The organism is Planktothrix sp. (assembly GCF_046067725.1).
In the GTDB taxonomy this organism is placed as follows: Bacteria; Cyanobacteriota; Cyanobacteriia; order Cyanobacteriales; family Microcoleaceae; genus Planktothrix.
In genome coordinates, this window is record NZ_JBJUDF010000104.1 from 1 (window position 1) to 20,067 (window position 20,067).

At 38.6% G+C, this 20,067-nt stretch carries 19 protein-coding genes and 1 pseudogene; 13 read left to right on the top strand and 7 right to left on the bottom strand.

Going from position 1 to position 20,067, the window contains the following annotated elements:
• Both ACKPEB_RS05845 and ACKPEB_RS05850 read right to left on the bottom strand, forming a co-directional pair.
• Positions 1–1,716 (bottom strand): cysteine peptidase family C39 domain-containing protein (locus tag ACKPEB_RS05845; RefSeq protein ID WP_408967525.1); only part of this gene is annotated, 1,716 nt, incomplete at its 3' end.
• 591 nt (positions 1,717–2,307) lie between these two features.
• On the bottom strand, positions 2,308–3,012 hold the full coding sequence (locus ACKPEB_RS05850; protein ID WP_408967526.1) for a YdcF family protein: 705 nt from the start codon (positions 3,010–3,012) through the stop codon (positions 2,308–2,310).
• Between the two features lie 134 nt (positions 3,013–3,146).
• Between ACKPEB_RS05850 and ACKPEB_RS05855 the strand changes: the two genes are divergently transcribed.
• The 4 genes from ACKPEB_RS05855 to hpnH all read left to right on the top strand — a co-directional run bounded on the left by ACKPEB_RS05855 (position 3,147) and on the right by hpnH (position 8,433).
• Positions 3,147–3,506 carry a hypothetical protein gene (locus ACKPEB_RS05855; protein ID WP_408963899.1) on the top strand — a complete coding sequence of 120 codons (360 nt, stop codon included), beginning with the start codon at positions 3,147–3,149 and terminating at the stop codon, positions 3,504–3,506.
• A gap of 84 nt (positions 3,507–3,590) precedes the next feature.
• Positions 3,591–6,347: an efflux RND transporter permease subunit gene (locus ACKPEB_RS05860; RefSeq protein ID WP_408963900.1), complete on the top strand. Its 2,757-nt coding sequence runs from the start codon at positions 3,591–3,593 to the stop codon at positions 6,345–6,347.
• Positions 6,348–6,416: 69 nt separating this feature from the next.
• Entirely contained in the window at positions 6,417–7,397 is a 981-nt protein-coding gene (gene hpnA, locus ACKPEB_RS05865; protein WP_408963901.1) for a hopanoid-associated sugar epimerase, read from the top strand.
• Positions 7,398–7,422: 25 nt separating this feature from the next.
• Complete coding sequence (gene hpnH / locus ACKPEB_RS05870; RefSeq protein ID WP_408963902.1) at positions 7,423–8,433, top strand: adenosyl-hopene transferase HpnH; 1,011 nt, start codon at positions 7,423–7,425, stop codon at positions 8,431–8,433.
• Between the two features lie 49 nt (positions 8,434–8,482).
• On the opposite strand, the pseudogene ACKPEB_RS05875 reads toward hpnH, so the two are convergent.
• A pseudogene (locus tag ACKPEB_RS05875) lies at positions 8,483–8,707 on the bottom strand (DUF4347 domain-containing protein); the annotation flags it as partial.
• 155 nt (positions 8,708–8,862) lie between these two features.
• Here ACKPEB_RS05875 and ACKPEB_RS05880 point away from each other — a divergent pair.
• The 3 genes from ACKPEB_RS05880 to ACKPEB_RS05890 all read left to right on the top strand — a co-directional run bounded on the left by ACKPEB_RS05880 (position 8,863) and on the right by ACKPEB_RS05890 (position 11,295).
• On the top strand, positions 8,863–9,693 hold the full coding sequence (locus ACKPEB_RS05880) for a metal ABC transporter permease (RefSeq protein WP_408963904.1): 831 nt from the start codon (positions 8,863–8,865) through the stop codon (positions 9,691–9,693).
• A 112-nt stretch (positions 9,694–9,805) separates the two neighbouring features.
• Complete coding sequence (locus tag ACKPEB_RS05885) at positions 9,806–10,720, top strand: hypothetical protein (RefSeq protein ID WP_408963905.1); 915 nt, start codon at positions 9,806–9,808, stop codon at positions 10,718–10,720.
• Between the two features lie 164 nt (positions 10,721–10,884).
• Positions 10,885–11,295, top strand: a complete 411-nt coding sequence (locus ACKPEB_RS05890) for a hypothetical protein (RefSeq protein ID WP_408963906.1) — start codon at positions 10,885–10,887, stop codon at positions 11,293–11,295.
• Between the two features lie 90 nt (positions 11,296–11,385).
• On the opposite strand, the gene ACKPEB_RS05895 is transcribed toward ACKPEB_RS05890, so the two are convergent.
• The 3 genes from ACKPEB_RS05895 to ACKPEB_RS05905 all read right to left on the bottom strand — a co-directional run bounded on the left by ACKPEB_RS05895 (position 11,386) and on the right by ACKPEB_RS05905 (position 13,841).
• Complete coding sequence (locus ACKPEB_RS05895) at positions 11,386–12,084, bottom strand: CADD family putative folate metabolism protein (protein WP_408963907.1); 699 nt, start codon at positions 12,082–12,084, stop codon at positions 11,386–11,388.
• Positions 12,085–12,144: 60 nt separating this feature from the next.
• On the bottom strand, positions 12,145–13,170 hold the full coding sequence (gene rfaE1 / locus ACKPEB_RS05900; RefSeq protein WP_408963908.1) for a D-glycero-beta-D-manno-heptose-7-phosphate kinase: 1,026 nt from the start codon (positions 13,168–13,170) through the stop codon (positions 12,145–12,147).
• A 104-nt stretch (positions 13,171–13,274) separates the two neighbouring features.
• Entirely contained in the window at positions 13,275–13,841 is a 567-nt protein-coding gene (locus tag ACKPEB_RS05905) for a response regulator (protein ID WP_408963909.1), read from the bottom strand.
• Between the two features lie 680 nt (positions 13,842–14,521).
• Here ACKPEB_RS05905 and lipA point away from each other — a divergent pair.
• On the top strand, positions 14,522–15,475 hold the full coding sequence (lipA, locus tag ACKPEB_RS05910; RefSeq protein WP_408963910.1) for a lipoyl synthase: 954 nt from the start codon (positions 14,522–14,524) through the stop codon (positions 15,473–15,475).
• A gap of 49 nt (positions 15,476–15,524) precedes the next feature.
• Positions 15,525–15,623: a photosystem I protein PsaX gene (gene psaX / locus ACKPEB_RS05915; protein WP_408963911.1), complete on the top strand. Its 99-nt coding sequence runs from the start codon at positions 15,525–15,527 to the stop codon at positions 15,621–15,623.
• 111 nt (positions 15,624–15,734) lie between these two features.
• Here the strand turns inward: psaX and ACKPEB_RS05920 are convergent, their stop codons facing one another.
• A complete protein-coding gene (locus ACKPEB_RS05920; protein WP_408963912.1) occupies positions 15,735–16,112 on the bottom strand; it encodes a hypothetical protein in 378 nt (125 codons plus the stop codon).
• 41 nt (positions 16,113–16,153) lie between these two features.
• Between ACKPEB_RS05920 and ACKPEB_RS05925 the strand changes: the two genes are divergently transcribed.
• From ACKPEB_RS05925 to ACKPEB_RS05940, 4 genes are all read left to right on the top strand, one after another.
• On the top strand, positions 16,154–16,762 hold the full coding sequence (locus ACKPEB_RS05925) for a DJ-1/PfpI family protein (RefSeq protein WP_408963913.1): 609 nt from the start codon (positions 16,154–16,156) through the stop codon (positions 16,760–16,762).
• Between the two features lie 547 nt (positions 16,763–17,309).
• Entirely contained in the window at positions 17,310–18,785 is a 1,476-nt protein-coding gene (locus ACKPEB_RS05930; protein ID WP_408963914.1) for an alpha-amylase, read from the top strand.
• 163 nt (positions 18,786–18,948) lie between these two features.
• Positions 18,949–19,320: a cupin domain-containing protein gene (locus ACKPEB_RS05935; protein ID WP_408963915.1), complete on the top strand. Its 372-nt coding sequence runs from the start codon at positions 18,949–18,951 to the stop codon at positions 19,318–19,320.
• Positions 19,321–19,338: 18 nt separating this feature from the next.
• Positions 19,339–20,067, top strand: a 729-nt coding sequence (locus tag ACKPEB_RS05940) for a cobaltochelatase subunit CobN (RefSeq protein ID WP_408963916.1), incomplete at its 3' end; no start/stop codon positions are given.

A 20,067-nucleotide genomic window follows, 5' to 3' on the forward strand; every position in this document is an offset into this window, starting at 1 on the left:
CCCGACACGACGGGACTCAAAGAACTTTAAAGGAAGTTGTAGCGCGTGATAAATAAACCCCCCAATTAAGGTTAAATCCAAACGATTTGATAAGTAACTTAATAGATATTGTCGAATCGAAGATAACCCTAAACTCCATACCCCAAATAATAACAATCCCAAGGCAAATACATTCAAACCCGTGACGCTTTTATTCACTACAACCCGATCTAAAATAATCTGGGTTAATAACGGAGTCACAATCCCAAAGACTTGAATTAAGAGGGATAACAGAATAATTTGTAATCCCAAAAATCGATAAGGCCAAATTACCCCGACAAACTGACCGAGAGAACGTTTTTGCTCCTTAAGTTCATAGAATTGCTCGGTCGGTTCTAACAGTAAAGCATAGCCCGTCCATCCCGTTAAAAATGCTTGACGAGAGAGGGTTTTTTTGCCTTCCCCCGGATCAGCAATCACCACTTGATGGCGACGAACTTTATAGACCACAATATAATGATCTCCCTGCCAATGGGCAATCCAAGGGTTTTTTTCAGTTTCTAAACGATTCAAACTGGCCCGTACAGGTCGCGCCTGATACCCTAAGCGTTCCGAGGTGAGCGTTAGGTTTTTTAAAGATACCCCTGAGCGTCCTACATCCGCAATATTACGGAGGGTATTGATACTCAAATATTTTCCCCAATACTGACTAATCATCGCCAAACAAGCAACCCCACAGTCGGAGGAGCTTTGCTGTTCAATAAACGGATAGCGTTGCCAAAATCCTCGCCAGACTCGTTGACGTTTAGGTTGGGGAAAGCTGAGAATTTGGGCGGTTTGGGGAACAATAACCGCAGGGGGGTTAACGGTTGCAGGTTGAGAAGATACGGTTATCTGTGGTTTCCGAATCTGGGATTTCCCACCTTGTACAGATGTTTCCTGTAATTTTTCGGTAAAAATTTGATACAAAACCAACTCTGTTGCTGCCATCCATTCTGAGGGGATAGGATCGGGTTCTCCCCAACTGTCGCCCACCTGGGGAACGGTATCGCCACCTATAATTTGTCCTTGGTACAGCCAAAATCGTCCTTGTTCCCTTGTGAGTTCCTTCTGTAAGGCAGTTCCAGCACTGATGCGATGTTCGGTACAGTTAGATAAAATCTCTTGGAGTCGGTAACTGGTGAACCGTCGTAAGTTGGTTTGGGTTTTAAAGAATAATAACCGTTGTCGGTTTTCAATGGTGGTTTGTAGATAGGTTTGTAGCGGAGGAATCTGTTTCATCTGGGTCTGGAGTTCGACCATCGGAATCGAAGCAACGATGACATCACTGGCGGCGATCGCTTGATAGGATAAAAGTGCATATTTCCATCCTGCTTGATCTCCGCCAAAGGTTTCACCAGGTTCAACAACTGAAACCGAAACCTCTCGATTGAGATGTTTGTCCTCAGCCAGAAGTCGAACTCGACCTTCCAGCACTAAGTAAACAATACCAACTTTTGTTTCAGCCGAAGAAGGTAAACGATCAATACAATCTCCTAATTGGAACGATTGCAAATGCCAGTGTTGACTCCACGCTTCAACATCAGTAGTATCGGCTTGGATTTGTGTTAATAAATTTTCTAAAGTTGCCATTAATAAAGATGGAGATCGGTTTGAGCTAGAACTAGACACCCGATCGCGTTCTGTAAAGTTAGGATTGATCATGATTTCGAGGGCATAAATCGTATGAGTTGGCAATCCCTGAAGCGACCCGTAGAAATGTGAAATTCAGTCAAAAGTTAATTCAAGAAAAACTCTTGAACCCAAAAGTTAAGCAGAATTCAGCAAAAACTGCGGTCTAACAACAAGATTGCCTTTCAGATGAGTAGAGGATTCTGATGTTCAACCCAGTTGTCTATAGACGTAAGACCCGTCGCCATCATGGCATATTTTGATCCAGGGTGTCCTTCCATTTCAAGACATTCCGATCAGATTAATTAAATCTTTAACTGGATCTTTACATTGATCGGTGAAATGCTAGGGCTTGTAATACGTATGAGATGGAAGGTTGAGGGACTTTTGAAACAAAAGTTTATATAAAGTTAAGATTCCGACCGTTGCTTATCCCCAGGATTTTCGACGTTACGGTTAGTGGAAGTGGCGATCGCACATTTAATATTCCATCCTTAAATATATGCTACAGATGATTACCCTAAACCTTTGTAGAGACGTTGCATGCAACGTCTCTACAGGCAACTCCAGAGGTATTAGAGGAATTAAGGAATAACTCCAGATCAGGGAAGAGGAGATTCAATTCCTTATGGAAACGTTCAAAGTTAATGGTTACTGTTATAAGCACGGGTGATGAATCCTGGCTATATTATTATTATAAAATTCTCGTGAATCTAACCTTAAATCTTTCTTAATCTTGACAGGACAAATCGATTCAATATTAATTCCACTTTGATATTCACAACTAAATTCTTCCTGACACCACTTGTTAAGATTGACCTCATCAAGTTTAATTAAATTAGAACAAGAAGGTTGAATCACTTGACTAGCTAAAGCCCATAATATTGTTCGGGTGATATCGAGTGCTGTTTTTAACCCAAATTCTCGATTAGCAGGAACCCCCGTTTCTTTTACAGGTTCCACATCGACCCAAATTCCATGAGAACCTAAGACAATTTGAGCCATCCATTTTGCACGGGGTAAATGGGTGGGAGAGGTGATTAATTTAACATGATGAGCGTGCCATTGGCTCAAAATGGGTTGACTATAAACAAAATTATCAAAGGTGGAATTGGCACACTTTTCTAACCAAACTTGTTGCGTCGGTGCTTGTTCTCGTTCAAATAATTTTAAAATACAAGGATCGTCTGATCCTGTTGAAATTAAAATGGGAATATCAGGATTTTGTTTTGCCAGTTGGGTGACATACATTTCCCGTCGAATACTTCCCCCCAAAACAAAAAATGTATCCACAGGTTGTTGAGATGCTGCGGATAACCCCTGAATTTGATGCCAAACACTACTTAGCAGCGTAACTAACACAATAACAGTGCTCAGAAGTAAGATTTTTAGACAAAATTTGTGTTTAAATTGTAAAGGTTGCCAATTCATCTGGGAGTGTTTTCTCGTTGGGGTTGGAAATTAAAAGTTATTCTAGGATTTAGATGCTATCCTCTATGAATCTTATCAATCCTCTTGTGATTCTGAGTTGGTTTTCTTTGACATTCTTCTGGGGGTTTGGACTTTATCCGGTCTCGACTTTTGCCCAAAATAATACGAGTCAACCGAAACCTAAATATTCATATCCTCAAGAAATTGTCAAGGCTTATCTCAACGGTTGTAGTCAACGGAGTGTTCAGGAAGGCCTAACTCAACAACAGGCAAAAATTGTTTGTCAATGTACCATTAATCGCTTTCAATCTCGGTATAGGTTAGATCAATTTCTAAAGCTCTATACTCAAGCTCAAAAAACCAAAGAACCCCCCGATGAGTTTGTAGATGTAGGTATTGACTGTGCGACCCAATTGCTGAAATAAAAGAATGTTAAGGGTTAATCATTCAAAGTTAACCCTTAGCGATACAATAAATAGTTTAATGCTCATTCATCGTTCAGACTCCTTATGATTCAGTCTCCTCTAAAACCTACGATTCGAGAACGGTTTAATATTTCTCGTGTTTGTATTGCTCATCCTCGAATTGTCATCGGGTTTTGGATTGGGGTAATTGTAGCAGGAATTCTAGCATTTAGTAGCCTCAAATATGCCTTATTTCCAGAGGTAACATTCCCCGTTGTGGTGGTTACTACCACTGCACCCATTTCTACCGCAACGGACATGGAATTAAAGGTAACTTTACCCATTGAAAATCAAGTTAAATCTATTGAAGGAGTTTATGATTTTCGCTCATCGACCTATGGAGGTCGCAGTATTATTAGTTTAGCTTTTTTAGTCGGAACCAGTTTAGAATCTTCTACAGAAAAGGTCGAAACCACTTTAAAAACCCTGCAATTCCCACCGGAAACAACTTATAATGTTATCCCTTTAAACTTAAATGAATCAACCGCAATTACCTATGCAATTCAAAGTGAAAGTTTAACCTTAAAAGAATTAACAGAACGAACAAAAACGGAAATTATTCCTCAACTTAAGGCTTTACCCGGTGTGTTAAAGGTAAATTTATTAGGGGATGGATTAACTCGTCAAGGAACATCGGATATTGCCTCTTTATCTAGTTCTCAAACCTTAATTCAAGACCCACCCACGTTAGTTCGATATAATGGTGGAAATGTCTTAGCCATTCAAGTGGTTAAACGCAGTGATGCCAATACCTTAGAAGTAGTGAATCAAGTTGAAAATCAAGTTAAAATTTTACAAAAAAATCTCCAAAATGTCAAACTAACTTTAGCTGAAACTCAAGCAGATTATATTAGAAAAGCGACCCATTCTACCCTTGATGAATTATTATTAGCCTTGGTTTTAGCCATTACCATTGTCTTTCCCTTTTTAAGAAATTTCAGAGCTACATTAATCACCGCTTTAGCCATTCCTACCTCCCTATTAGGAACCTGTATTGTCATGGCAATTGCTGGATTTAATTTAGAAACTATTACCTTATTAGCCTTAGCTTTAGTAATTGGAATTGTCATTGATGATGCAATTGTTGATGTTGAAAATATTGCTCGATTAATTGATGCGGGAGAAAATCCTAGAGATGCAGCCATTAAAGGCACTGACGAAATAGGATTAACGGTCACTGCTTCTACCTTAACAATTGTGGCTGTTTTTCTTCCCGTTGCTTTTATGGGAGATGCGTTAGGACAGTTTTTTAAACCCTTTGCTTTAACCATTTCTTCGGCGGTTTTAATCTCTTTATTAGTGGCGAGAACTTTATCCCCTGTTTTAGCGGTTTATTGGTTAAAACCTGTTGCTAATCGTTCTGAACAGGAGCGTTCTAAACCTAACATTATTATCGAAACTTATCGTCAATTATTGCAATGGTCACTCCACCATCGTAAACTGGTTATTTTAATAGCAATTTCGAGTTTTATTGCGGGTTTAGCGTTAATTCCATTGGTTCCTCAAGGCTTTTTACCTCGACTAGACCGAGGAGAATTTGTGATTAATTATTCCTATCCTTTGCCTCAAATTTCTAATTTTCAGGTTCAAAAAAATTCCCCAACCCCAGCACCCCAAACAGAAACATCAACGGCAGAAACGGATATTTTTCAACAGCAAGGTGCTTTTGATTGGTTAACCAATTTAACCCGAAATCCGATTCAATTATTGTTAAGAAAAACTCGCACTACCGCCGATCAAATAGAACAGGTTGTGTTAAATACTCCTGATGTCGAAGAAGCCTTTACTATTATTGGAATTAAAGGACAACCGAATAAAGGCAGAATTTATATTAAACTCAAAAATGATCGTCAACTCACCACCTTAGAAGCTCAAGATTTAATTCGCTCAAATTTACCCCAAATTAATAACGTTACTATTAGTGTAGAAGATATTCAATTTGTGGAAACAGGAGACGAAAAACCTTTACAAATTGTGTTAGTAGGAGAGGATGTTAATCTTTTAAATCAGACAGCTAAAATCATTCAAGAAAAAGTAGCAAAATTACCGGGTTTTGTCGATGTTCGGGCAACGGGTGAAGATAATCCATCCAATACTATTAATCAAATTGAACGGTTTAATGGTCAACGGGCGGCTTATATAACGGCTAATTTAAGTCAAGGTCAATTATTAGGAGATGCAACCAATCAAGTATTAAATCTTGCCCAACCGTTAATTCCGAATGGAGTAACATTAAAATTAACTGGAGACTCGGCAAGAATTGGTCAAGTTTTAAATAGTTTTCTCGTAACGCTGCTATTTTCAGTGGTTTGTATGCTAGGGTTACTGTTCTTATTATTTGGTCGTTGGGTGGAACCTGCGGTGGTTGGTTTAACCTTACCTTTATGTTTAGTCGGAGCAATGTTAGCCTTATTAATGACTCAAAGTGATTTTGGAATTATCTCCTTAATTGGGTTAATTTTCCTCTTAGGATTATTAGATAAAAATGTTTTACTATTAATGGATTATGTCAACCAACTCCGTCAAAAAGGCATGAATCGAAATGATGCCATTATTGAAACCGGAGTTGTTCGTTTAAGACCGATTATGATGACCACAGCCTCAACAATTTTAGGAATGTTACCCATTGCATTAGGATTAGGTGCCGGAGCAGAATTAAGACAACCGATGGCTGTGGCAATTATTGGAGGGTTAATCACTTCTACTTTATTAAGTTTAATTGTAGTTCCTGTCTTAAATACTTTATTAGAAGATGAATGGTTAAAAATTAAAAAACGATTTCAAAAACCAAATTTATCTTAACCTCAATCTTCAAGGTAGGGGTGAGGTTTCCTCAACCTTATAATTTTTATAAAATTTGATGAAGGAATCATGATGAAAGTATTTGTAACAGGTGGAACTGGATTTATTGGTGCAAACTTAGTGCGATTATTATTACAAAAAAATTATGAAGTACGGGTTTTAATTCGTCCAGAAAGTAATATTGAAAATTTGAAGAATTTAGAGATTGAAAAAGTTGAAGGCTGTTTAACCGATTCTAACTTATATCAATCTTTAAAAGGGTGTCAGGTTTTATTTCATTGTGCGGCTCATTATTCCTTATGGCAAAAAGATAAACCTCTATTAGAACAATATAATATTCTCGGAACTCGTAATATTTTAGCCGCCGCTAGACAAGCCGGAATTGAACGAACAATTTATACCAGTTCCGTTGCAGCAATTGGAGTGAAACCCGGAGTTGCTGTTAATGAAATTTATCAAAGTCCCGTTGAAAATTTAGTCGGACATTATAAAAAATCTAAATATTGGGCAGAACAGGAAGCGCATCAAGCTGTAAAATTAGGTCAGGATATTGTGATTGTGAATCCCAGTACCCCCATTGGCCCTTGGGATATTAAACCAACACCGACAGGAGATTTAATTTTACGGTTTCTTCGTCGCAAAATGCCTGCTTATGTCAATACTGGATTAAATTTTATTGATGTTAGAGATGTCGCCCAAGGTCATTTACTCGCCTTAAAAAAAGGGAAAACAGGAGAACGTTATATTTTAGGTCATCAAAATTTAACGTTAAAAGAATTTTTAGATTTATTATCAAAAATAACGGGTTTACCTGCCCCCCAAAAAACGCTTCCAATTTGGCTTCCCTTAAGCGTGGCTTGGGTCGATGAAATGATTTTAGCAAAGTTGGGAAAAATACCCTCTATTCCCTTAGATGGTGTCAAAATGTCAAGACAACCGATGTATTATAATGCTTCAAAAGCAGTTCAAGAATTAGGGTTGCCTCAATCTTCAATTCAAACTGCCTTGCAAGATGCCGTTAATTGGTTTATGTTAACGGTTAATTTCTGAAAAATTTGGGGTTGAGAGGAGACAAATGGCCATTTCAATTGAACAAGCCATCGCCGTTGGCAAATATTTATTCATGCAACGGTTAATGGGGCGGAAAAAATTTCCCTTGGTGTTAATGTTAGAACCATTATTTCGCTGTAATTTAGCTTGTACAGGCTGCGGAAAAATACAACATCCCAAAGAAATTCTTAAACAAAATTTATCCCCTGAAGACTGTTTTAAAGCAGTGGAAGAATGCGGCGCACCTGTAGTTTCCATTCCAGGGGGTGAACCGTTATTACATCCTCAAATTGATGTCATTGTTCAAGGTTTAGTTGACCGCAAAAAATTTGTTTATTTATGTACCAATGGAATTTTACTGGAAAAAAGTTTAGATAAATTCAAACCGTCTCCCTATTTAACCTTTAGTGTTCATTTAGATGGATTAAAAGAACAACATGATCATTGTGTAGACCGAGACGGAGTTTTTGATATTGCGGTTCAAGCCATTAAAACAGCAAAATCCAAAGGCTTTAGAGTCACAACTAATACAACCGTATTTGAAGGAACTGATCCCCAGCAAATGCAGCAATTCTTTGATTTTCTGGAAAGTTTAGGAATTGATGGGATGATGATTTCTCCGGGTTATAGTTATGAATGGGCTCCAGATCAAGAACATTTCCTCAAACGGGAACAAACCAAAGCTTTATTCCGAGAAATTTTATCTCCCTATAAATTAGGTAAAAAGAAATGGAATTTTAATCATAATCCCTTATTCCTTGATTTTCTCATGGGAGAAGAAGATTATGATTGTACTCCCTGGGGAAGTCCGAGTTACAGTGTTTTAGGATGGCAAAAACCCTGTTATTTATTAAATGAAGGGTATTATTCCAGCTATCAAGAATTATTGGAAAAAACCGACTGGACACAATATGGGAAATCCAGTGGAAATCCCAAATGTGCAGATTGTATGGTTCACTGTGGCTATGAACCAACCGCAGCAACCGAAGCGATGAAATTAGAAAATATGGGGCGTTCAATTGGGGCGTTGTTTTAATTGATAACAATAACAGGGGGTATTTAGAGGCAAAAAACTGAATCGCCAGGGGAGGTTTAATATTTCTAATCTGAAGATTTAAACCTCTCTCTTTCCTTAAATGGGCGGTTTCAGTCAAATGATTTGAAACCGTGATACTGGCTCTGGTTAGTTGTGATAAAATCGTAATTAAAACATTACAAGATTTAGCAATATTGCATCCATGTAAAACAATATTGGATCTGGAACTTAAATACTCACCCCATTCTTTGAGCATTGAGGTATAGTTATAAATATTCTATAGCAAAAAGAATTAAGAAGAATATGGTAAATTTTTAAATTATGCTCATTCATCTTCCCAAAAACCGTCAAACCCATTAATAAGTCCCCAAACATAATTATTTGCACAGTTGGTGAGTTCCTGTTTCCTGTTCCCTTTAACGATAAAAAATGATAGCAGAATTAATTAAATTATTTCAATTTGAATTTATGCGGAATGCTTTAATGGCAGGACTTTTAGTGAGTATTGCCTGTGGTATGATGGGAACATTTATTGTTGTCAATCGAATTGTTTTTATTAGTGGAGGAATTGCTCATGCGGCTTATGGTGGAATTGGCATGGGTTATTTTTTCCGATTTAATCCGGTACTCGGAGCGATCGCATTTTCGATTGGTTCAGCCTTAGCCATGGGGTTAGTTTATCGAAAAACTCAACAACGGGCTGATACGATTATTGGGGTAATGTGGGCAATTGGAATGGCAATTGGAATTATTTTTATTGATTTAACGCCCGGTTATAAAGTCGATTTAATGAGTTATTTATTTGGTAGTATTCTCACCGTTCCTCAATCGGATTTAATATTAATGTTAGGGTTGGATTTTGTGATTGGATTAATTGTCTTTTTATTTTATAAAGAATTAGTTGCAATTTCCTTTGATTCTGTCTTTGCTGAAACGCGTAATTTACCCGTTGATCAACTGTATTTAATGTTAATTGTTGCCATTGCCTTAACCGTTGTCATGGTGATGAAAGTAGTAGGTTTAATTCTTGTCATTGCCCTTTTAACAATTCCAGCAGCGATTTCAGGGCAATTTGTTAAAGACTTAAAACAAATGATGATATTATCCAGTAGTTTAGGGATGATTTTTACCACCCTTGGCTTAGGAATTTCCTACTTTTTTAATTTAACATCCGGTGCCACCATTATTTTAGTTGCAGGTTTTGCTTATTTACTCAGTTTAAGTTGGAAAACCCTGATTAAACAAGCGATGGAGGTTTAACGTGAACCAAAATCAAATCAATAACTTTCCAGGTGGGTTCAATTTTCCTGATTTATGGTCAAGTCCTCTGTTGAACCTTGAATCACCCTTTAAATTCACCTGTTCACCTTCGATGAAAACTCAAATTGTACTCGGTTTAACTTCTCTAATCTTAGGCTTTTCTGAACCCTTGACCGCCCAAACTTTGAACTCCTGCTTAACAAACACTTTAACTGCGGTTTCTCAATGTCAAAATTTAAACACCTCTGAAACCGTTGCTATTTTAGAAGATGGTCGGTCATATCAATATGAAGCCGGACAAGGAATTTATCGCGTTCGCTACAATTATACCGGGCAAAATTGGACTCATGCCGATGTCGCTGCCATTCGGATTAATACGAATAAACCTATTGCTATTTTACCCATGCAATATACTCGGAATGGTTTACAATCAGGAGCTAGTGTGAACGGTGTTTCCGTCGGTCGAGAGTGGAATTCAATTACCGTTGAAGAAATGAAACGACGCTTAGAAGCATTGGGTTTTTATGTGTTAACTCCGACCATTTCTATGTATGGAGAAACCTTGGATGGATTTCAAGCTTTAGAACATTTTATTGCAGGAGTTCATAAGGGAAATTCTTCAGTACAAACGGTGGTTTTAAGTGCGGATGCTAATATTCCCAATGCGGCTAACCCTCGTCCTGGCGCACAAATGTTAGTCACAGGATTACATCAACGAGATTTGTGGTGGGAATATCGAATTCAAAGCCGTTTAGCACCCTTTTATCAACAGCAAGGTTTAGTCAATATTGGGCCAAGAATTCGCGGAGGTAAAAGTAACCGTGAAGGTCATTCCTTAGCTTGGCATCCGATGATAGAAAGGGCTGCCGAATATAATCCTAAAATTGCAATTATTGAAGTTGCCCAAGCCGCAGAAATTATTCAACGGGCGGGATCAATTCAAGCCGGACGACAATGGGCTGCCCCTGTTTTTGATGCCGTTGCCCAGGGAATGGCAGAACAAGCAAAGAATGATCAACCTTTTTAACAAATCTTAAATTTTAGGAATTAAATCTTGAGAAAATCTAAAGTTTTGAGTCGTGATCATCTTAAAAAATCAGGGATTTTTGATGTTAAAAATTAACATCAGAATCTGAAAAATATAGATTAGAATAATTGACACACTGATTTTACTTTAATCCGATCAAACCGATGAAACTCAAAATTTTAACAACGGTTGCTTTAGTTGCAACATTAGGTTGGACAACTCCAGCCCTCCTTTTTCCTAACCCTAGTTTTGCCCAAGTTTATACCGGATTTCGGGTGAAAACCGACCGACAAGTTAATGTTCGACTGGTTAACGAAGCGGGAAAACCAATTCTGTATGGATTAAGCCAAAATGCGTCTAAAACCTTAGCCAATGGACAATCAAGTGTTCTAGCCTTTTCGCAGATTAAATCGGGAGCCGTTAATATTTTAATTTATACTCAAGACGGAACTCCCCTGGCGTTTAAAGGCAGTTATGATGAAGAAAAAAATGAACTCACTGTGAATATTTCCTCCGGTGGGGCGGGTCATAAAAGTATTAGTATTGGCACTAATGGAATAGTTGAAGCGATTTAAGTGATTTTCATTTCATGTAAGTAGAGACGTTATTGTTAACGCCTCTACTTGGTTTTTACCAAAAATTAAACCCAATTCAGAACACAAATTCTAGTTCTGACAATATTCTTCATACACACCATCTAACAGCAAGTTAAACGCATCAACGGCTTGTTGAGCCGCGTCTAATGCAGCTTGTTGTTGTTCGGCGGTTTGACACAGTTGTACTAAAGCTTTACGAGTCATTTGGCTATGGATTTCATCAGCTTTTTCATGAACTTTAAAGAAAGATAAAGCCGATTCTTCATTGATGCCATAAAATTCCTCTAACCCGGCAATTTTTGTGGTGGAAACTTGAGGAAATTGGGATTCATAAGCGTACAAAGCCGCTAATCCTTTTTCGGGTTCTTCACTGCGAGATAAAGCTTTGAGAATCTGAACCGATTCTTGGGTTTGACTTAACGGTTGACGGTTAAGAACGGCACTGCGTTCAACGCCTAATCCTTCAGCAAACCGTAACCATAATTCCGGGTGATGGGCAGAACCCCGTTCTTCTTCAATTAAGTTTTCTAACAACATTTTGCGAATGTTGATATCATCACAAGCCGCATGGGTTGCACTGACATAAGTCGGGAAATTATGCACGTGCAAATAATATTCTTGCGCATACTCTTGTAACATCTTTAATGTTAATTTACCTTCTGTCCACATTTGATAGAAGGGATGCTTGAGTAAGTGATGGGTTTCAATAATTTCGTTGAGTTTAGCCAGAAATGCTGTTTCAGTTAAAGGCTTATCCTGAGTTAACATTCGCTTTCACAAGAATATAGGTTCAACTTGATTTTATCTTAAAATAAATATTTGTCAAGATTATTCTAAATCTAAAAGCGATCGCAACGCTTCTTTCATTTCCTCAATGGTTGTTGTTGCTGTCCCAAAATGACGCACGACTAAACTAGCCGCTAAATTCCCTAAAATTGATGCTTCCCATAACGATGAACCCGTACATAAACCTAACGTTAAAGCCGCAACTACTGTATCTCCAGCCCCCGTCACATCAAAAACATCAGTGCGATTAAACGCTGGAATATTGAAAAGTTGATCACCCTCAAATAAACTCATGCCTTCTTCGCCGCGCGTAATTAACATCGCTTTAGCTTGAGTTAAAGTTAATAAATCTTGTCCCGCTTGTTGTAAAGTTTGTTGATTTTTAATGCCATATCCGACGGCTTTTTCTGCTTCTGGAAGATTCGGTGTAAACAACGTTGCTCCAGCAAATCGATGTAAATCTTTTTGAGTATCTACAATCGTTAAAGAAGCTTTTAATGCAGCTTCAATTACCATTTGAGTTAACACCCCATCACCATAATCGGAACAAACCACCGCATCAACACTATCAATATTATCTCGAATATAATCTGCTAATTTTAACTGTAATTCTGTATTTGGTAACTCATCGGATTTGCGATCCACCCTGACAATTTGTTGCGTTACCGATTGACGAGCATGGCCAGAAATACGAGTTTTTGTCACCGTTGGACGGTCAGGATCAATCAGAATTCCACCAATATCAATTCCCGCCTCTTCAAAGATGCGACACAGTGCCATTCCTTGATCATCTTTGCCAACAAACCCAGCAACCTTGACCGATGCGCCTAATTTTGCCAAATTATAAACCGCATTGGCTCCTCCCCCTGGAATCTGGCGGGTATTTTCATGACGTAAAATTAACACGGGTGCTTCACGGGATAACCGTTCTACCTGACCTGTGAGAAATTCATCTAAAGTTAAATCTCCCACCACCAAAACCTTAGCCTGGGAAAACCGATTCATTCGTTCCAATAACGAATCCATCGAGGCGTTTAACTGCACCAAGAATGAAGCATCCAATATCATGTTTGTTATCCGTAAAACGAAGAATCGACTCCTGTTTAGAACGACTATTTCTTCTCAGCAAGTCTTAGAGAATTGGTCTCTGTTGAGAGTCCAAAGGATTCACCCTATTTCAGTTTCTTTTGAATATAGGTTTTAATTTGTAACACTTGTTTTTTTAGTCCCTCAATTTCAGCCTGCATCTTCGCCATTTGAGCTTTCATCGCTGCCATATCTGCTGATGGATCGTGAGTAGCTGCTGGAGCCTGGGTTGGGGTAGGAATGGGCTCTTTTTCAGTGACTAAATCTGGACGAGGTAAAGTTGCTTTTTGGAAGGCTGATTTAATTGCATCAATCAGTTGTTTTTTCTCAAACGGCTTTTCAATAAATTCAAAATATTGGAAAGGTTCAGAAATTTTTTCAGTGACTTCTTCCTTCCGTCCCGACATCAATACCAGGGGAATTCGGCGTAAGGTTTCATCCGCTTGAATTTGCCGAAAAACGTCCCAGCCACTTAATTTCGGCAGAAGGAAATCCAACATAATTAAACTGGGTTTTTCTCTTTGAACAAATTCCAGACCTTCTTTACCATCTTTTGCTTCTAATACCTCAAAGTTACCAGGGGGTAACATTTCTCGAACACGCACCCGAATGACTTTACTATCGTCAATAACCAGTATTTTGCGACCTGCCACAACTGACTCCCATAATGATGCTTAATCTTCTGTTATCTTCGCACTACAACGCGAAGATCCTCAATATTGCTGTTTTTGGTTTTTTCTTTCCCAGAAAAACTTTACCTCAACTCTGCTCTCACGAACACTGATTAAACTGTTTCACGACTCCAAAGAACGTCAGAACAAGCCTAACTGAGTTGCTCCTCCCAGGGCTATATCTCCAGAGACTGACTCGGATGTTGAACAAGTGGGTTCTCTGGTATCCCAAAGGATGTTTTTACGGGTCTTAATTGGAAAAGATTAGACCTTTTTGGTTTAGCTACTTCTTGAGTTTTTTGGCTTTTGTCCCTTGGCAATCGCCGCCTTTTTTTGATCCCACCTCCAGCGTCTTTAATGTACGCTTGTTTTTTATACTTTTAGCATAAAGCTTAACTGTAAAAATCTAGGTAGGGTGTTTTTCCTGAAACTTGATCAATTTTATCATAGATCCTCAAAAAGCCGTCCTCAAAGCATAATGCTTTCAACTCCAGAGCCCTTGTCAAATTACCCAGCTTGGGTCTAGTTTAACCGGATGACTCAAAAGAGATTCGATTGAAACCCTGACTCTTCTCGTTAGACTTTTGAGATCAATGTTTTCTAGCCCTAACTCGATTAATCTGATTTAGGATAGATCGCAACAATCGCAACCGATCTTAAATATGTCCGCATCTGTCAATTTCTCCCCTGAACAATCTTATCCTAATCGGCCTCAAAAGTTGGTCGAACCGATCCCTCAGTGGTTACGCCGTCCCATTGGTAAAGCCAGTGAATTATCTTCAGTCCAACGAATTATTAAACAACGTCAAATTCATACCATTTGCGAGGAAGGTCGTTGTCCCAACCGAGGAGAATGTTATAGCCAGAAAACCGCCACGTTTTTGTTAATGGGGCCAACTTGTACCCGTTCCTGCGCCTTTTGTCAGGTGGATAAGGGTCATACCCCTATGCCTGTTGATCCTGAAGAACCCCGAAAAGTGGCGGAAGCGGTAGAAATTTTAGGATTACGGTATGTGGTCTTAACTTCGGTGGCGCGGGATGATTTGGCTGATGCTGGGGCGGGTTGCTTTGTGGAGACGATGAATGCCATTCGACGCTTGAACCCAGAAACTCAAATTGAAGTCCTGACGGCGGATTTTTGGGGCGGTCAAGGGGGAGGCAACCCCCAAGAGTTACAATATCAACGCATTGCCACCGTTGTTCAAGCACAACCCGCTTGTTATAACCATAATGTCGAAACGGTTCAACGGTTACAAGCACCTGTTAGACGGGGCGCCAAATACCAGCGATCGCTGGATGTGTTAAGAATTGTGAAACAGCTTGATCCGCAAATTCCCACTAAATCCGGTTTAATGTTGGGACATGGGGAAACCGAAGCGGAAATTATTCAAACTTTAGAGGATTTACGCGGCGTCGGGTGTGATCGCATTACCCTCGGTCAATATATGCGTCCGTCGTTGGAACATCTCCCCGTCCAGAAATATTGGACACCGGACGAATTTGAACGTTTAGGAGCGATCGCAACAAACCTCGGTTTTGCTCATGTTCGTTCCGGGCCATTAGTTCGCAGTTCCTATCACGCAGGAGAAGGTGAAAGCTTGACTCGAACGAGCTAAAACCATTTCTGTGGTTTAATGAAATCAATGTCTTTTAGGAATCAAACCTATGGCTCAAAAGTCCTATACCTTCCGCGCCTCTTGGGCAATTTTGCTGTTAGCGATTAACTTTTTAGTTGCCGCTTACTATTTCGGTATCATTAAATAGTTTGAACATTATCAATTTTTAAACACCGTGCTGCTTCTTGATCAATCCTTTAAAGATTATAGGGCAGCACCTATTATTATGTCTATTAATCTCCTCAAACCTTTGAATTCTTCACTTTTGAGCTTCTACCTGCGCTTTTAACGCTGTAATTTGTTGTTGAAGGTCTTGGACATCTTGTTTGGTTTCAATCACTAATGTTGCTAAACGATCAAACAGGGGATCGCCGGATAGGAAACGATTGTTCGGTTGAGGCGTAGAATTGTTAACATCCGGTTCAACCTGAATGACCGTTGTTCCTGAGTTTTGATATCGCAAACTATTAATCTGTCCGGCCAGTTGAGAGACTTGTGCTTCTAATCGACTCATGCGATATTCAAGCTGAGTGGTTGAACCTTGTGCTAAAGTCAAACCATTCCAAGCGAGGACAACTGCGAATATGATAATAGTAACCCCAAGAAAATTCTGAAACAAAAAACGCTGTTTTTCCATATTTTAATCCCTGATTTTTTTTACTTTAGGAACAATAACCTATGACTCAAAAAAATGTTGCTATTTTAATGTTTAATGATGTTCAAATTCTGGATTTTACAGGCCCCTATGAAGTTTTTGCCATCACATCAGAAATTAATGAGGATCAGCCCTTTCAGGTTTATCTGGTTGCCGAAACGTTAAACTCGATTCAAACCCATCATAACCTGAGTATTAATCCAGATTATACGTTATTAGATAGTCCGGTTCCTGATGTGATTGTTATACCGGGTGGGATTGGTACTAGAACGGCGATCAATCAACTTCAAATTTTAGCTTGGATTCAATCGAAAGGACACAATGCCGAGTTAATTGTATCAGTTTGTACAGGAGCTTTACTGTTAGCTAAAACAGGTTTATTAGATGGGTTAGTTGCCACAACCCATCATCAAGCTTTAGAGGAATTAAGAACCCTTGCCCCCCAAACAACAATTGTAGACAATCAACGGTTTGTTGATAATGGCAAAATTATTACCGCCGCCGGAATTTCTGCCGGAATTGATGTGTCTCTTTATGTGGTTGCTAGACTTTTGGGGGATGACAAAGCGTTAAAAACGGCTCAATATATGGAATATGATTGGAAACCTCAAGCAACAGTTACATCCATTTAATATCAACTCCTAGTTTAACGCAGTCAACCCTTGTTTGCTGCGTTGATGTTTAATTTTATTAGTTTAAAAAAAATCCTGAGTTAATGGTTTATCCGGTGAGTTCTAAAGTAAATCGTGCAACCTATAATCAACCAGACTGTATTCAACCGATCAATGAAACCCTATAAAATAAATTGTTAATCAGTCCCAATCTTAAATTGTTCGTTGTTAGGCTTTAGACTTCCATAAAGCATCAACAACAAACGATCTTTTAATCGTGGATTTCTTGATTAACAATTAATTCACCCCTAGGGTAATCGGTTCGGTGTTATATGAAATCTTTAAATGTTTGCTACGCATCCGTCCTCTGTAGAGATGTTGCATGCAACGTCTCTACAGGTGATTTAGGAGATGATCTATAGTATCAATTTTAGGATTTCATATTATCTTCTAACCCTCTAATGATCGTCTAGTATTCGGATTAAATTTTAAGGTTGTATCCCATTTACTTTATTTTCTATCAAGGATAAACTGAAACCAATTAACCCTTTGATCTCAATTTAGTAACATGGCAAAAGTTAATGGTGTGATGATGCAATATTTCCATTGGTATCTTCCGGCCGATGGAAAGTTATGGGATAAAACCAAAGTTAACGCTCAAGAGTTAGCCGATGCTGGAATTACAGCTTTATGGCTACCACCCGCTTACAAAGGCGCAGGAGGCGGGCTGGATGTCGGATATGGGGTTTATGATCTTTATGACTTGGGAGAATTTGATCAAAAAGGATCAATTAGAACAAAATATGGTACTCGTCAAGAATATTTAGATGCTATTAATAGCTTGCATCAAGCAGGAATTCAAGTTTATGCAGATGTGGTATTAAATCACAGAATGGGGGCAAATGGAACCGAAATTGCCAAAGCCATTCCTTTTCCTTATAATAATCGAAAAACACCGAAAGGAAATTTAAGAGAGATTCAAGGTTACACCCTGTTTAACTTTCCGGGTCGTCAAGGAAAATACTCTCAATTTGAGTGGCATTGGTGGCATTTTGATGCCGTTGATTATGATGAATATACCAAAGAATCGGGAACGGTTTATTTATTCGAGGGGAAAACCTTTGATGATTATGTTGCTTTAGAATTTGGAAATTTTGCTTATTTAATGGGAGCAGATTTAGACTTCCAACATGAAGAAGTCAGACAGGAAATGATCAACTGGGGAAAATGGTATCTGGATACAACGGGTGTGGATGGATTTCGCTTAGATGCCATTAAACACATCTCAACTTGGTTTTTCCCAGAATGGTTAGATGAAATGGAAAAATATGTCGGTCGGGAATTGTTTACCGTTGGCGAATATTGGGCACCGGATACGGGCATATTGAATTGGTATTTAGACAGCGTAGGTCAACGAATGTCCGTGTTTGATGTTACCCTTCATTATAATTTCCACTACGCGAGTAAAGCTGGGGGATATTATGATATGCGAACCATTTTGGATGGAAGTTTAATTAAAGGACGAGCAATGAATGCCGTTACCTTTGTTGAAAACCATGATTCTCAACCGTTACAAGCCTTAGAATCCGTCGTTGAACCTTGGTTTAAACCCTTAGCTTATGCTATTATTTTATTGCGTCAAGAAGGTTATCCTTGTATTTTTTACGCCGATTATTACGGTGCAGAATACGAAGATAAAGGACGAGATGGCAATACTTATAAAATTGTTTTACCCTCCCATAAAGCGTTTATTGATCAGTGTCTTTATGCGCGTCAAAATTTCTGCTACGGCCCCCAATATGACTATTTTGATCACCCCGATATTATTGGTTGGACTCGCTTAGGAGATGAACAACATCCGAAAGCAATGGCCGTGATTTTAAGTGATGGCCCAGAAGGAATTAAACCGATGGAAGTGGGTAAACCGAATACTAAATTTTATGACCTGACAGGAAATATTCAAGAACCCATTCAAACCAATGATTTTGGTTGGGGTGAATTTTCTTGTAAAGGGGGTTCTGTTTCCATTTGGGTTCAGGAGTAGGGTTTTCAATTTCGGATTTTCATCAATTTTTAAGAGTGCGATAGTTTTTAAAACTTGAAAATAAGTTATAATAAATTCTGAACAAGCTGAGGATATTAAGATTGATTAAAATCCTTTTCTTGTTCAGAAATTTAACCCTAAAAATTTTTATTAACGGATTACCATGCCAGATTTTATTGAACAACCGAGTCGAATTACAGCAGCCGGAAATAAACCAAAATTAATTGATGAATATATCGGACGAGTGAATAGTAAAACCGACGCGGTAAGTGTTGCTTATATGAACTCTCCGGGGGGTTGGATTGAACCGGGACAGCAACCAGAATTTGATGAATTTACAGTTGTTTTAAAGGGAGTATTACGGGTAGAATATGAAGGCGGTCAACGGGATATTTTAGCCGGACAAGCGGTGATTACTTACAAAGGAGAATGGGTGCGTTATAGCACACCAACGGAAGACGGCGCAGAATATGTGGCGGTTTGTCTTCCTGCTTTTTCTCCTAATATTGTTCATCGGGATCAGGACATTAATTAATATTATTTTTGAATTAAAATGCACAGAATTGCAGCGACACCCGGAGGATGGAACCCAGATACAGACGGAGTTATTTTTATTGAACAAACCCCAGCACCGATTATTTTTTTAACGGCGGCGGATACGGATATTCAAACCTTAGCAACGGTCGGGTCTAAACTTCCGGCTGATTTTCCCGGTTTGCGAGTTACGAATTTATTACAATTACAACAACAATTAACCATTGATACCTATGCAGAAACGATATTAGAAAAAGCACAGATCATTATTTTAAGATTATTAGGAGGACGTTCCTATTGGTCGTATGGCTTAGAAGTTTTACAGGAAATTGTTGCTAAAACTAAAACACAATTAATGATTCTCCCTGGTGATGATCGTCCTGACCCGGATTTAATCAGTCATTCAACAGTATCGTTATCGATTGTTAATCAAGTTTGGCGATATTTAACCGAAGGAGGCGTTGATAATTTTACTCAAGCATTATTATTAATTGCTAATCATAGTTTTAATAAAAATTATTCTGTTACTCCTCCAGTTGTTATCCCAAAAGTTGGTTATTATCAATGGAATTCTAATTTAAAACTTGAGAATTATATTCCTAAAGTTGGAATTATATTTTATCGCGCTCATTACCTATCTGGTAATTTAGATCCGATTGATTCCCTCTGTCAAGCCTTAGTTCAATATAACTTAGAACCCATTCCGATTTTCGTTTCTTCGCTGCGAGATCCTGATCTTCAAACGGAA